This is a genomic window from Croceibacterium xixiisoli (genome assembly GCF_009827305.1).
Taxonomy (GTDB): Bacteria; Pseudomonadota; Alphaproteobacteria; order Sphingomonadales; family Sphingomonadaceae; genus Croceibacterium_C; species Croceibacterium_C xixiisoli.
Map to the genome: position 1 here is coordinate 1501001 of NZ_WTYJ01000001.1, position 14781 is coordinate 1515781.

At 62.8% G+C, this 14781-nt stretch carries 11 protein-coding genes; 6 read left to right on the top strand and 5 right to left on the bottom strand.

Going from position 1 to position 14781, the window contains the following annotated elements:
- Nucleotides 1–107: 107 nt before the first annotated feature.
- Entirely contained in the window at nt 108–1499 is a 1392-nt protein-coding gene (locus tag GRI97_RS07190) for an FAD/NAD(P)-binding protein (RefSeq protein WP_161390370.1), read from the top strand.
- Here GRI97_RS07190 and GRI97_RS07195 read toward each other — a convergent pair.
- The 5 genes from GRI97_RS07195 to GRI97_RS07215 all read right to left on the bottom strand — a co-directional run bounded on the left by GRI97_RS07195 (nt 1496) and on the right by GRI97_RS07215 (nt 8614).
- On the bottom strand, nt 1496–3208 hold the full coding sequence (locus GRI97_RS07195) for an SLC13 family permease (protein WP_235917635.1): 1713 nt from the start codon (nt 3206–3208) through the stop codon (nt 1496–1498). The two genes, GRI97_RS07190 and GRI97_RS07195, sit on opposite strands and share 4 nt — an antisense overlap.
- Nucleotides 3209–3328: 120 nt before the next feature.
- A complete protein-coding gene (locus GRI97_RS07200) occupies nt 3329–4363 on the bottom strand; it encodes a pyridoxamine 5'-phosphate oxidase family protein (RefSeq protein WP_161390372.1) in 1035 nt (344 codons plus the stop codon).
- The gene (locus tag GRI97_RS07205; RefSeq protein WP_161390373.1) at nt 4360–5889 is read right to left on the bottom strand and encodes a PepSY-associated TM helix domain-containing protein; all 1530 of its coding nucleotides are present in this window, start codon (nt 5887–5889) and stop codon (nt 4360–4362) included. The genes GRI97_RS07200 and GRI97_RS07205 overlap by 4 nt, the downstream gene beginning before the upstream one ends.
- A complete protein-coding gene (locus tag GRI97_RS07210) occupies nt 5889–6479 on the bottom strand; it encodes a hypothetical protein (protein ID WP_161390374.1) in 591 nt (196 codons plus the stop codon). The genes GRI97_RS07205 and GRI97_RS07210 overlap by 1 nt, the downstream gene beginning before the upstream one ends.
- Entirely contained in the window at nt 6473–8614 is a 2142-nt protein-coding gene (locus tag GRI97_RS07215; RefSeq protein WP_235917636.1) for a TonB-dependent receptor, read from the bottom strand. The genes GRI97_RS07210 and GRI97_RS07215 overlap by 7 nt, the downstream gene beginning before the upstream one ends.
- Nucleotides 8615–9084: 470 nt before the next feature.
- On the opposite strand from GRI97_RS07215, the gene GRI97_RS07220 reads away from it, so the two are divergent.
- The 5 genes from GRI97_RS07220 (at nt 9085) to GRI97_RS07240 (ending at nt 14718) form a co-directional block, all read left to right on the top strand.
- Nucleotides 9085–10296: a saccharopine dehydrogenase family protein gene (locus GRI97_RS07220; protein WP_161390375.1), complete on the top strand. Its 1212-nt coding sequence runs from the start codon at nt 9085–9087 to the stop codon at nt 10294–10296.
- Between the two features lie 21 nt (nt 10297–10317).
- The gene (locus GRI97_RS07225) at nt 10318–10851 is read left to right on the top strand and encodes an O-acetyl-ADP-ribose deacetylase (protein WP_377019020.1); all 534 of its coding nucleotides are present in this window, start codon (nt 10318–10320) and stop codon (nt 10849–10851) included.
- Nucleotides 10851–12029: a carboxynorspermidine decarboxylase gene (locus GRI97_RS07230; protein ID WP_161390377.1), complete on the top strand. Its 1179-nt coding sequence runs from the start codon at nt 10851–10853 to the stop codon at nt 12027–12029. Before GRI97_RS07225 ends, GRI97_RS07230 begins: the two co-directional genes overlap by 1 nt.
- 242 nt (nt 12030–12271) lie before the next feature.
- Nucleotides 12272–13477: a type III PLP-dependent enzyme gene (locus GRI97_RS07235; protein ID WP_161390378.1), complete on the top strand. Its 1206-nt coding sequence runs from the start codon at nt 12272–12274 to the stop codon at nt 13475–13477.
- A 203-nt stretch (nt 13478–13680) separates the two neighbouring features.
- Entirely contained in the window at nt 13681–14718 is a 1038-nt protein-coding gene (locus GRI97_RS07240; RefSeq protein WP_161390379.1) for a hypothetical protein, read from the top strand.
- The last annotated feature ends 63 nt before the right edge of the window (nt 14719–14781 follow it).

The window sequence follows — 14781 nt, forward strand, 5'->3', positions numbered from 1 at the left end:
GGCGTCAACAGGATTTTGCTTTTACCAAAGCCCTGCGTGGCAAGCATTTCTATATTCTCTATTAAAACGGTTGAGAAATGGCTGCGCCTCCTGCATGGGCGTTGATCATGACGGCATCAGGCAAATTCGGCAGTTTGGATTCCACAGGCAATCAGGGTGAACTGCCCGTGGCCATCATTGGCGCTGGGTTCAGCGGCACATTGCTGGCGATCAATCTGCTGCGCCACGGGGTGAAGGTGGTGCTGATCGAGAGGGATGGCGCCAATCTGGCCAAGGGGCTGGCCTTTGGCACCCGCCAGCCCGAACATCTGCTGAATGTGCGCGCCGTGAACATGAGCGCTCTGCCCGACGATGCCAGCCATTTCCTACGCTGGATGGGCTTTTCCGGCAGCGATCTGGAAAACCGCTTCGTTCCCCGGCTGGCCTATGGTCATTATCTGCGCGAATTGCTGATCGAAACGCTGGCTGCAGCCCCAGGTCGGGCTGATGTGCTGACGGCAGAGGTGGTGGCCGCGCATTTCGATGAGGATCGGGCCAGGCTGACCCTGTCCGATGGCGATGAAGTACCCTGCCGTGCAGTGGTGCTGGCACTGGGCAATTTTCCGCCCGATCCGCATCCGGTGCTGGCCGGATTGTCGGAACCAACCTGGTTTGCCGATCCCTGGACACCCGGCGTGCTGGATGATCTCGATACGCTGGATCACATCTTGCTGGTGGGTACGGGGCTGACCGCGATCGATATTGCGGTGTCGCTTGATCGGGCTGGTTTTCAGGGACGGATCACCGCCCTGTCCCGTCGGGGCCTGCGTCCGCGCAGCCATGCGGAAACCGGCCCGACAGTGGCGCCGGTGTCGCGCCCACAAGCTGATGGTACCGTCTTGCTTCGTCAGATCCGGCAACGCGCCGCGCAGATCGGCTGGCGCGGGGCGATCGACGAACTGCGCCCGCATACGCAGCACATCTGGCGCCGCCATGACGCGGCCGCGCAGGCGAGTTTCCTGCGGCATTGCCGGCCTTTCTGGGATGTGCACCGCCACCGGCTTGCCCCGCAGGTGGCGGACCGCGTGGCGGCGATGGAAAAACAGGGCCGGTTGCGGGTTCTGGCCGGCAATCTGCTGTCGGCAGAGCCGGCTGGCCATGTCGTGCGGATCGGCTGGCGGCCGCGCGGCAGCGACGACATTTCGCGCATGGCGGTGGACCGGATCATCGGTTGCACCGGGCCTTCTGGCGATCTGGCCCGAAGCCCGGACGCGCTGTTGCAGGGTCTGCTGGCGACAGGTGCCATCCGCCCGGACGTGCATCGGCTGGGGCTCGACGTCGATCATGTCGGCCGGGTGAAGCGGGCCGATGGCACCGGGCATGACCGGCTGTTCGCGGTGGGGCCGATCACCAAGGGGGAGGCGTGGGAAATGATCGCCGTCCCCGATATCCGCCGCCAGGTCTGGAGCCTCGCCCGTCAACTCGCCAATGCGCATTGGGTCGGGGGCGAGGGTCTCTAATTCAGGAACAGGATCGCCCCGCACACCGCCAGCCCGACGATGATATTGGTCGGCACGCCAATGCGGACGAAATCGGCGAAGCTGTATTCCCCCGCGCGATAGACCAGCGCGTTGGTCTGGTAACCGATCGGCGTGGCGAAGCAGGCCGATGCGCCGATCATCACCGCAATCACCAAGGGGCGCGGATCGATGCCCAGATCCAGCGCCAGCTGGATCACCACCGGCGTCACGATGGCGGCAACCGCATTGTTGCTGAGCAATTCAGACAGCAACAGGGTGATGAAATAGACCAGGAACACCAGCATGGCTGGCGATGCACTGGTCAGCAGCGGGGTGAGCCAGGATACCATCAGCTGCACGCTGCCCGCCTGTTCCAGTCCGGTGCCCACGGCCAGCATCGCGATGATCAGGATCAGCACATCGCCGTCGATCGATCCCCAGGCCTCTTCCGCATCGATGCAGCGTGTGGCCAGGATCACGCCGATGGCGATGATCGCGGCCATGGCGATCGGCATGATGTTCAGCGCCGCCAGCGTCACCGTGGCCGCCAGCGCACCCACTGCGATCGGCGCCTTCTTGCGCCGCAGCGCGCGGGTGGCCGTGACGCCGACCCCGAGCAAATGCGGATTGTCGCGCAACTGGTCGATCTCTCTGCGTTCGCCCGACACCAGCAGGCTGTCAGCTGCGCGCATGCGGGTGCCCGCCAAATCCGGCCCGGCCAGATGATTGTGTCGCGACACGCCCAGCACCCGCACCCGCAGCCGATGAACAAACGGAATATCGGCCAGTCTCTGCCCGATCGAGGGGTGGGAGGGGGCGATCATGGTTTCCACCACATCGCCCGCGCTGGCGGGTGGGGCAGAGGATCCGGCCATGCCGATATCGAAATCGCGCCCGGTCCGCAGGGTCATCAGTTCGACGGCGCTGGCGCGCACCACCAGCCGGTCGCCCGGACGCAGATGGCGTTCGTCCAGCCCGTGGCGCAGCACATCACTGCCGCGCTTGAGGCCGAGCAGCTTCACATTGCGCTTGAACAGCGGCAGGGTGGTCGGCGTTTTTCCGATCAGCGAACTGTCTGCCCGCACCGCGAGTTCGCTCAGAAAATCAGGAATCTGCGATGATGAGCCATCGCCCTTGATCGGGTCTTTCGGCAGCAATCGCACCAGCAACAGCATGGCGACGATGCCGGCGATAACCCCGGCGAAGCCATAGGGCGTGATCTCGAAAATGCCGAATGGCGCGAGACCCGCATCGCGCGCGATCCCGTCAACGATCAGATTGGTGGAGGTGCCGATCAGCGACAGACAGCCCCCCAGCACGGCCAGCACCGACATCGGCATGAGCAGACGTTTGGCCGGAATGCCGGTAACCTCCGCGAGGCGTATCATGATCGGGATCATGATGATGACGACCGGCGTGTTGTTGAGGAAGGGCGAAGCCACCAGCATGCCGGCGAAGACTTCGACCAGGGTCAGCCGCGGGTGGCGTTCGGCCCGCGCGACGATGACATTGATGATCGCCTCGATCGCGCCGGTGCGCACCAAGGCGCCGGACAGCACCAGCATCGCCCCCACGGTAATCGGCGCGCTGTTGGAAAAGGCGGCGGCAAGGCCGGACGAATCGAGCAGGCCGGTGACGAGAAAGGCGCAGGCGCCAAACAGGGAGACCACGGCCACGGGATAGCGTTCACGCAGGAAGGCCACGAACATGGCGGCCAATATCAGAAGCCCGATAATGGCACTGTGTGCGTCGATGAAACGCTCTATGGTGGTCCACATGGCGACCGGTGAAGCACTTACCGGCCATACCGCGCAAGGGGCAGCGCGAATTCAATAGAGGTTGTGCTTGTAATCCTGATCCAGCCCGCGCCGCATCAGCCCGGGGACGGAGAGCAGCCCGCGCGCCAGTGAAGCCTGCAATCCGCGTTCCTTGCTCAGCTTCACATGGTCGGTGAAGATCTTGGCCGGTTCGATGCCGGGCGCGCGCTCACCCGCAGGCCACAGCGGCGCCCGCTGCAGCGCCTGGCTGGTGTAAAGGCGGATGTCCGTGTCGCGCAATTGTGTCACCAGCGCCGGAATCTTGCCGGCGACCATGAAGGCTTCGCGCAGCGCCGGATCGGTCACCATCCGGGCATTGCCGCTGATTGAGGCCACCTGCGGCGATCCGGGAATGATCAGCAGCAGTGCCGCGCGCGGCTGGGTCAGCATGTTGCGGAAACTGTCCGCCCGGCGGTTGCCCGGCCGTTCGGCGAAGCGCGCCTCCCCTTCGGCGATTTTCAGCAGCGTGCCGGCCGGGTCGCCCTTGGGGCTGACATCGGCATGGCCGCGTTCATTGATGGTCGCCAGCGCCAGGAAACGCACGCTCTCGGCAAATTCCGCCGGGGCAGTTGGCGTTGGTGTGGTGACGGGCTGCGCCTTCCAGAATTCGGACCGGATCAGCGCCTTGGCGCAGTGGAGGAAGCATTCCTCCACTGTTATCCGCACCATTCCGGCTTCGACCGTTGCGACCCGACCGTTCACGCGCAGCGTTTCGCCCCAGCCGGGCGAGAGGAACAGTCCGCCAAACCCGCAGCCCGGCACCGCCAGTTCCGCATCGTCCAGCGCATGGAGCGGGATCGACAACTGGCCCGGCGTCGGCGCGGTCACGAAACCGCATCGGCCGCCGGCCAAGGTTATCCCGATGCTGGCCGGCGCATCATGCTGGGCGCTGGCACCAAATCCGGCGATCAGGAGCGTGGAGGAGGCGATCCAGATGTGTGCCCATCGATCGAGGTGATCGATCACCTTCAGATCGAGGGCGCCAGGTGCCTTGCCGATGCAGGATTCCAGCGCCTGGATGTCGGCGATCTGCTGGTCTGCGATCATGGCACGGCCTGATTTGCCGGAGCGGGCTTGCGCGAATAGGCCCACCAGCCGATCGTCACCCCGATGGCGAACAGCGACAGGTCGACGATCCAGGCGATCGGATCGCTGCCGGGTAGTGCAAAGGCATGGAATAGGGCGGTCGCGATCAGCAGCACAGCCGACAGCCATTGGAAGCCGCGCCCGATCTGCGCCGCGCTGGCAGGCAGGGCAGCCGAACAGAGCGAGACCACGGTGATGGCGCCCCATAAACCGATCAGCACGCTGACGGGCGTTTCCGCACCGCCGACAACACCTGCCAGCGCGGCGGCGGCCAGGGCGGCGGGCTGGCCCCAGACGGTGCCGGCCCAAAGCTTTTCCCAGCCCGGCGCGGCATTGCGCTTGTCACGGCGGCGGGCCAGCCAGATCGTCACCCCGCTTGATGCCAGATAGGTCAGCCCCAGGCCGAGCAGCGCATAGGCGATCTTGATGATGCCGCCGCCGAACCAGCCGAAATGCAATTTGCCGAGCGAGGCCAGAATGGCTTCACCCAGATTGTTGTCGGCCGAACGGGCATCGTAATACAGCGTGCCATCGCGGCGGAAGGCGAAGGAATCGGTGTTGCCGAGCCGGCCATTGTCCTGTTCCACCTGGAACAGCGCCGCGCCGCCCATCTCTCCGGGATGTTCCAGCTGCACCAGGGTGATCCGGCCATCGGGGGCGATGGTTTGCAATTGGGCGAACATCGGGACCAGATCGATCGTCGGCGCCGGGCGCGGATCGTCGATCGGTTCGGCGGGCAGGAACAGTTCATAGACCTTGCCCACATCACCCTGAAACAAGGCCATGCCCAGCACGCCGACGATCAGCGTCGTCAGCCCCAGCAGGGCGCCGCTCAGCGAAACCAGCACATGGAACGGCAGCGCCCAGACGCCCAGCCGGTTGTGCAGATCCGCTTCCTGCAAGCGGCGCGATCCACCGATCCGCAGATGGAAGGCATCGCGGAAGATGCGCGGATGGGCCAGAATGCCGGAAATCAGCGAGGACAGCAGCGCCACGCCGGTCAACCCGACCAGGAACACGCCCCAGGTCTGTGGCAGATGCAGATTGATATGCAGCCGGGTGATGAACAGCGTCCAGGGCGATTGGCCGCTTTCGACCAGATTGCCCTGCGCATTGGCGATCCATCCGCGATAGCCATCTTCCCCTTCGACATGGGCGGACAGAAACGGCAGCGCCGGGGTGGGCATCTGGATATAGCCATGCTCGGCAGGCGCGCCATTGCGCGCAATCGCACTGGCCAGAGCCTGTTGCACGGCGTTGGGGGAGGGCGTGGCCTGCTGCGGTGCGGCCGGATGTTCCCAGCGTTCGAATTCCTGCGCGAACACGGCCACGGTGCCGGTCAGGCAGACGAGATAGATGGCCGCGGCAAAGGCAAGGCCAAGGGCGCTGTGCCCCTTCAGCACGGCGCGAACGAAATCGGCCGGTACCCGTGACAGCAGGGGCTTGCGGGCCGGTTTCTTCACCGGTTTGGGCGTCGTGCTGGCCATCAACCGAAACCCTTCAGAATGGCGAGGCCAAAGCCGGCGAGAGCGGTGCCGCCCAGAACGGCTGTGGCGCGGATGATGCGGTTGTCGGCCAGGGTCCAGGCCATGGCGCCGCCCCAGACGACGGGCACGATCAAGCCGCCGATCAGCAGCCGGGTCTGCGGTTCTCCCGGCACCCAGACGGCATAGCAGATGCCCACGGCCATGGCGGCGATCATCCCGATCGGCCCGGCCAGCGACCAGCGCAATATGCTGCGCCAGCGCGTGGTCGGGCGGTCGAGCGGTTCGGGTGCCAGGCTGTCGTCACCCCCGGACTTGCCTTCGCGGCGGGCTCGGGCAGTCTTGATCGTCACCCCGCTCGCCACCACCGCCAGCCCGGCCACGGAGGCGAGCGTGACGGCAATGAAGGGCCCACGCGCTGGCCCGAGCCACCAGGCGGGCAGGGCGATGGTGGCGATCAGCACCAGCCATCCGCCCCAGCGCCATCCGCCGCCTTCGTCCCCGCGCGCGCGCCAGGCGCGGCGCAGCATCCAGGCGGCGAGGGCGCCCCCGCCGATGATCGGCGGGGCGGCAAGCAGCGGTGCGATCACCATTTCAGTTCGACTGAGGCGCCGATGACGCGCGGATTGCCCAGCACCGCCTGGTTTGCGCCGGTGTAGGTGTACTGGATGTATTTCTCGTCGAACAGATTGCTGGCGAAGATTGCCGCACCCCAGTGATCGGCATCATAGGACAGCCGCACATTGACGAGCGTACGCGCGCCCAGCCGGGCATCTTCCTGCGGAATGCTGGTGTCGCCGAACACGGCGGTGCGATGGCTGGCGTTCACATTCAGCGTCAGCCTGTCGACCAGTTCGGCGTTGAAGCCGCCCGACAGCGTCCAGTGCGGGGCATAGGGGAATTCCAGGCCCGACAGATTGGTGAAGCTGCCCAGCGTCACCTCGAATTCGTCGAACTGGGTGCGCGTATGGCCGACGGCGGCATACACATCGAACCGGTCCGACGCGCGATAGGCCGTTTCCAGTTCAAAGCCATAAAGGTGGGATTTGCCGGCGTTGACGGTGTGGGAATCGAAGACATTCAGCCCGAAATTCACCAGCGCCTGCTGATTGGTCCAGTCGACATAGAAGGCATTGGCATTCACCGTCAGCGCGCCGCCCAGCCAGGCTGATCGCAGCGACAATTCATAGTTCCAGGTAAATTCCGGATCATAGGCGAAGGTCTGTGACCGGGCGATATTGGTGCTCGACCCGCCGGATCGATAGCCACGCTGCACGGTAAAGGCGGTTTTCAGATCCGGGGTCCAGGCCATTTCCACGCCGATCTTGGGCAGGAATGCTTCGAATGTCTGGTTGATCGCCGCCGAAGCGCCGCTGGCGTCGGCCACGATGGCCGCGACGCCGGCATTGATGCCCATGATCGCATAATACAGCGCTTGGCCCTCGGGCGCGAAGGCGGCCGGATCGGGATAGGTGCCGGCGAAGGTCGTGATCTGTTCCAGCCCGAGGCGGTTGGTTTCCCGGTCATAGCGGAACCCAGCCAGCACAGAGAGCTGATCGGTCAGGGCCAGCCGCCCGTCACCGAACAGGGCGATGGTTTCCACCTTGCCCTGCGCATCCGATGCATAATTGACCGGGATTTCCGGCAGCGCCGCGTAATAGAGATTGGCTATGTAGCTGGCTGTCCCGGCATCGAGGCCATTGTTCTGCAGCAGGCCGGTGATGGTCGACACCGGCGTTGGCACATCGACCAGGCTGATCGTGCGGTTTTCCTGATCGCGCTTGTAATAGAAGGCACCGATCAGGCCGGTCAGCCGATCGCTTTCATAATTCAGCCGCAGTTCCTGCGACCATGTGCGGAAGTGATTGAACTGCTCATAGGCGCCGTCAGATGCCGCCGTCGTGTCATTGTCGTAGCGATTGTGTTCGCGCACATCGTTGAAAGTGGTGAGCGTGTTGAGCGAAAATCCGTTGCCGATGTCGTAGCGCAGGTCGAGCGTGGCGAGATCGGTGTTGGAATCGCTGTCATTCGGGTCGTTGGAATGGTTCAGCCGGTTCGCGAAGAAATCGGGCTGATCTGTATCGACATAGCTGAACTGATAGCCGCCATAGCGATCGAAATTGGTATAGCCGATCCGCGCCTCGAACCCCGGCAGGGCGGAGGGCGTCCATTTCAGCTTGGCCCGGATATTGGTCGATTCCGTCGGGTTTTCGTTCGTGTTGCGCGTGGGGTTCCAGATGAACCCGTCGGATTGGCGCCAGTCGACGGATACGCGGAAGGCCAGTTCATCCTTGATGATCGGGCCGCCCATGGCAGCCGACAATTGCACTTCATCGATGTCGGAATACATCGCGCGCGCCCGGGCGTCCCAATCATTGCCGGGTTCGGTTGTGTGGATCAGCACCGCACCGGCGAGCGAGTTCAGCCCCTGCAGCGTCGATTGCGGACCACGCAGGATTTCCACCTGCGACACATCCCACATATCGGTGGGCGCCGCCTGCAGCAGGTTGGCGGGCAGGGCTGCTCCATCCACGAACACTGTCGCGAGCGCCGCATCGCCGCCACCGCTGATGCCGCGATTGGCCACGCCGCGAATAGTAAAACCGGCCGTGCCATAGGTTTCGCTGACATTGGCTGTCCGCATATAGACGTCCTGCAGAGTCTGGATATTTTCGGTCTCGATCCGTCGTGGCGTGATCACCACCACCGATGCCGTCGTATCCTGCAATGATCGCTGGCTCTTTTCCCCAGCACGATGATCTGATTGTCTTCGACCTTCGGGGCGGTGGCCTGATCTGCCTGCTGATCGTCCTGAACTGTCTGTGCCTGGGCCTGGGCTGCCTGGGCCCAGACCATCGCTGCTGCTGCACTCGCCGTTGTGAGCAAAATCCTGCGCATATTATCCCCCTGAAACGCTGGGCGGCGCCGGTATATTTGCGAGTATTGCGAGTCAATAGCAATATCTTGTTACATTGCGGCCGCTGTTCCACTTCCGAACAGGGCGCGCACGGCCAAAGCTGCCGTTTTGTGACCACAGTCGGTCGGAATCATGTCCACGCGCGGGATCATCTTGCCGTCTGTGTCGGTTGGATTATGTGGGGCGCGCGTCGGCGGTTGCTTTGGAAACGAAGCGTACGCCATCATCACGGTGGTCCTCGTTGGCACGAGGGCGCCAGACACTTATCGAGCGGAGTTATCATGTCGACAGTCCTGGTTATCGGTGCGGGCGGCGTCAGTTCGGTCGCAGTGCACAAGATGGCGATGAACGCCGGCATCTTCACGGACATCCATCTCGCCAGCCGGACCAAGGCCAAGTGCGATGCCATTGCCGCCAGCGTCAAGGAACGCACCGGCGTTGACGTGAAGACCTATGAAATCGACGCGGAAGAAGTCCCCGCGATGGTCAAGCTGATCGACAAGGTGCAGCCTTCGCTGGTGGTCAATCTGGCGCTGCCGTATCAGGATCTGCCGATCATGGACGCCTGCCTGGAAGCCGGCGTCGATTATCTCGATACCGCCAATTACGAACCCAAGGATCAGGCCAAGTTCGAATACAGCTGGCAGTGGGCCTATCATGACCGCTTCAAGGAAGCCGGCATCATGGCGCTGCTGGGCAGCGGGTTCGACCCGGGCGTTACCAGCGTCTTCACCATGTGGCTGAAGAAGCACAAGCTGAAGACCATCCGCACGCTGGACATTCTCGATTGCAATGGCGGCGATCACGGCCAGGCCTTCGCCACCAATTTCAACCCGGAAATCAATATCCGCGAAGTCACCGCGCCGGCGCGGCACTGGGAAAATGGCGAATTCGTCGAAACCCCGGCCATGGCGAAGAAGGTGCAGTTCGATTTCGAGGCCGTTGGCCCGAAGAACATGTACATGATGTATCACGAGGAACTGGAAAGCCTGGCCAAGTTCGTGCCCGAACTGGAACGCGCGCGCTTCTGGATGACTTTCGGTGATGAATATATCAAGCATCTGACCGTGCTGCAGAATGTCGGCATGACCGGGATCGAGCCGGTCCGTTTCCAGGGCAAGGACATCATCCCGCTGCAGTTCCTGGCCGCCGTGCTGCCCAAGCCCGAAACGCTGGGCCCCACGACCACCGGCAAGACCAATATCGGCTGCATCGCCACCGGCGAAGCGCTTGATGGTTCAGGTGAAAAGACGTTCTACATCAAGAATATCTGCGACCACGAAGACGCCTTTGCCGAAACCGGCAACCAGGCCGTCAGCTACACCACAGGCGTTCCGGCCATGATCGGCAGCGCCATGGTGGTGCAGGGTCTGTGGAAGGGGCAGGGCGTGTTCAATATCGAAGAACTCGATCCCGATCCCTTCATGGACATGCTCAACGCCCATGGTCTGCCCTGGACCGTGGAAGAGCTGGCCGCACCGGTCGACTTCTGAGTGCAGCCTGATGGCCCGACCGTGATCGAGGCGGTTGAAGGCAATATCGTCACGCTGGCCGGCTCCGGAGATTCCGGGGCCGGCTTCGATGCGATCGTCAATGCCGCCAATTCCTCTTTGTTGGGCGGGGGCGGCGTCGATGGGGCGATCCACCGTGCGGCCGGCCCGGATCTGGTGCATGAATGCCGCCTGTTGGGTGGCTGCAAAACGGGGCAGGCCAAGGCAACCCGTGGCCATCGCCTGCCGGTCCGCCACATCATCCATACCGTCGGGCCGGTCTGGCGCGGCGGTGATGCGGGGGAGGCTGAACAACTCGCCGATTGTTACCGCAATGCGCTGGCCTGCGCGCAGCAGCTGGGCGTGCGGACGATCGCTATTCCCGCCATATCCACCGGCATCTTCGGCTATCCGACCGATCAGGCGGCACGCGTGGCCGTGGCGACCGTTGCCGATGTCGTCCGCCGCAACCCGGATGCTTTCGACCTTATCGCTCTGGTGTGCTTCGGCGCCGGGGCGTTTGATATCTACCGCCAAGCAATCGAGGAAATCGACTGATGGAAACCCGCGCCGGTGATCCGGGGGCCTTCGCCCATTTCGACCTGACCCGTGTCGATAGCCCCGCCTTCGTCGTGGATGCAGCCAGGCTGCGCGACAATCTGCGCGTGCTGGCCGATGTGCGCGATCAGGCCGGCATCAAGCTGCTGTCGGCGCTGAAAGCCTTCAGCATGTGGTCGGTCGCGCCGATCATCGGCGAATATCTCGATGGCGTCTGCACCTCCGGCCTGTGGGAAGCGCGACTGGCCTCGGAACATTACGACGGCGAAATCGCCACCTATTGCGCCGCCTACAAGCCTGAAGATCTGGACGAGATCTGCCGCCTGTCGGACCATGTGATCTTCAATTCTCCGGCCCAGATCGAACGCGCCTCTCTGATCCTGGAGGCGGCCCGGCTGCGCGGAGAAAGCTTCGACATCGGGCTGCGGATCAATCCGCTCAATCCCGAAGGCGAAGTGCCGCGCTATGATCCCAGCGCGCCGGGTTCGCGGCTCGGCTTCCCGATCGACCAGCTGACCGAAGATCATCTGGCGATGGTTGACGGGATCCATTTCCACAATCTGTGCGAACAGGATCTCGAACCGCTGAAACGCACCTGGGACAAGCTGTTCGACTATCTCGAACCCTTCTTCGGGCAGATCAAATGGCTCAATTTCGGGGGCGGCCATCACATTACCCGCGCGGATTACCAGCGGGAAGAACTGATCGAATTCCTCAAGGATGTGAAGGACGATACCGGGGCGGAAATCTATCTGGAACCGGGTGAGGCCGTGGCGCTGGATGCCGGCATTCTGGTCGGCACGGTGCTGGATACGCATTGGAACGGCATGCCGGTGGCCATCACCGATGTGTCGGCGACCTGCCACATGCCCGATGTGATAGAGGCACCCTATCGCCCTGCGATGCTAGGGGAAGAGGATGCAGGGGTGGGTGAACCGGTCCGGCTGGGGGGACCTTCCTGTCTGGCGGGCGATGTGATCGGCGATTACCGCCTGCCGGTGCCTTGCCAGCCCGGCGCGCGTTTCGCCTTTCTGGATCAGGCGCATTATTCGATGGTGAAGACCACTACCTTCAACGGCGTGCCGCTGCCATCGATCTGGCTGTGGGATTCCGAAACCGATCAGCTCGAACTGATCCGGCGTTTTTCCTACGAAGATTTCCGCAACCGGCTGTCTTGATGCACGGTTCGTCAGGTGGGGGGAATCACGCTGTCTCGATTCCCCCACCGATTATCCCGATGATTCGTGACAATGCGTGTCATAATATAACGAAATCAGCAATTTATGGCGTCACTCAACCGTCATAAAAATTTCATTTGCGATTAAGGTCTTTGGCCCTATATCCCCCTTCCGCAGCCCCAAGGGGACTTCCTAACCGCAAGGCTGCCTCGTTCAAACTTACCGTTTGGGGGTCCCTTGAGTTGCACACTTTTCTTGATGCACGGTCTGTAGTTCGTCACCTCTCGCCTGACGAACCGGTAATTCTCAACCGCCCGCACGCAGCGGCGCGCGCTGCCCGCTTCTTTTCGGAGAAGTTCCCGGGCAAGGCGATGTACGCTGTGAAGGCCAATCCTTCGCCTGAACTCCTGCAAATCCTGTGGGATAATGGCGTGACGCATTTTGACGTCGCTTCGATCACCGAAGTGCGCCTGGTGCGTGGTCTGCTGCCCGATGCGACCCTTTGCTTCATGCACCCGGTCAAGCCGCAGGCAGCCGTGGCAGAGGCCTATCACCAGCATGGCGTGCGCGCCTTCAGCCTCGACACGATCGAGGAACTGGAAAAGATCGTCGAAGCCACCAGCACTGCTGATGGCGAGGCGGCGCAGGATCTGGATCTGCTGGTGCGCATGCGCGTGTCGTCCGAATTTTCGGAACTGTCGTTGGCAAGCAAGTTCGGCGTGGATCTGGCCGATGCGGCCCCGCTGCTGCAGGCCACCCGTCAGCATTGCGACGCGCTGGGCATCTGCTTCCACGTCGGCAGCCAGGCGATGACGCCGTTTGCCTATGTGCAGGCCTTGGAACGCGTGCGTGCGGCGATTGTCGAAGCGGCGGTGACCGTGGACATCATCGACGTTGGTGGTGGTTTCCCCAGCTCGTACCCGGGCATGGAGCCGCCGCCGCTCGAAGATTACTTCGCGCTGATCCACCGCCATTTCGAAGCCCTGCCGATTTCCTATTCGGCAGAGCTGTGGGCGGAACCGGGCCGCGCGCTGTGCGCCGAATATTCGAGCCTGATCGTGAAGGTGGAAAAGCGTCGCGGTGATGAGCTGTACATCAACGATGGGGCCTATGGCGCTCTCTATGATGCGGCTCATGTCGAATGGCGTTTCCCGGTCCGTTCGCTCGGTGATGACCGTACGCCGCAGACCACGGAATTTTCGTTCTATGGTCCGACCTGCGACGATGCCGATTTCATGAAGGGGCCGTTCACCCTGCCGGCCGACATGGCCGCTGGCGGCTATATCGAAATCGGCATGCTGGGTGCTTACGGCACCGCAATGAAGACCCGCTTCAACGGCTTTGGTCATGGCGAAGCCGTGGTGGTGGAGGACGAGCCGATGGCCAGTCTCTATCGCGGCGACCGCGCCGACCCGCGCAAGAGCGACAATGTTGTAAGCCTGCGCTGATACCAAGGCTTCAGGACTGACATTCATGATCCGCCCCGGCCTGCGCCGGGGCGGATTTTTTTTTGTGGCGGCTCTGAGGATGATCGCGGGCGGGGCGCTTGACAGCGCTTGACGACGGGCAAGAGAATCAATTATCAGGATGAACAGTTCATTTAATAAACGATAAATGGCCGCGGCCCACGATCGCGGATGAGGAGGAATACATGTCGTCCGTAAACCGCTGGCTCGCGGCCAGTCTGGTCGTTCTCGCGGGCGTTGCCCTGCAGGCCCCGCTCGCGGCGCAGGAAGACCTCACGGTGCTGCCGGCCATCCCCAATGATTATGCGCCAAAGAAAACGGACTGGGGGGAACCCGATTTCCGTGGCCGCTGGCCGATCGATCATCTCAACGGATTGCCGCTGCAGCGTACGCCCGAACAGGGCAACCGCGCCTTTCTGACCGAACAAGAGCTGGCCGAACGGCAGGCGCGCATCGATCAGCTGGCCGGACGCTATGCGGCTGAGGATTCGCAGGACAAGATCGGCCAGGGGCACTGGGTGGAAATGGGTGTCGGCAGCCGGCGCACCTCTCTGCTGGTGACCCCTGCCAACGGCCGGCTCCCCGAAATGACGGAAGAGGGCAAGCGCCTCTCCGCGCAGATGCGGTCGAGCTGGCGCAATGGCCAGGATTTCGACTGGGTGACCGATTTCGACAGCTGGGACCGCTGCATCACGCGCGGCCTGCCCGCTTCGATGATGCCGATGATGTACAACAACGGCCTGCGCATTTTCCAATCACCCGGACTGGTGGCGATCCAGATGGAAATGATCCACGAAACCCGCATCATTCCCACCGATGGCCGGGCCGCGATCCCCGTGCAGATCCGCAACTGGCTGGGCGAAAGCCGGGGCCATTGGGAAGATGCCAACACGCTGGTGGTGGAAACGATCAATTTCCGTCCCGGCGCCTCAGCCACCAATATCGTGACCTCAGGCTCCCCGCCGTCGAACGATTCTCCGATCAGCGAACAGGCGAAACTGATCGAGCGGTTTCACATGACCGGCCCAGACACGATCACCTATGAAAGCCATTACGAAGATCCGACCATCTTCACCGCCCCTTGGGGCGCGCGCCTCGAATGGCAGCGCAATGATGAGTATGAATTCTTCGAATATGCCTGCCACGAAGGCAATGTGCAGCTGCGCAACTACATCACCGCTTCGCGCGCCGAACGCGCAGGCAAGACGCCTGAGGCGCAATAACGCCTCAATCCAGACACGAAATCCATGAGGGAGGGCCTGGGGCTTGCCGGCATATGCGCCGGC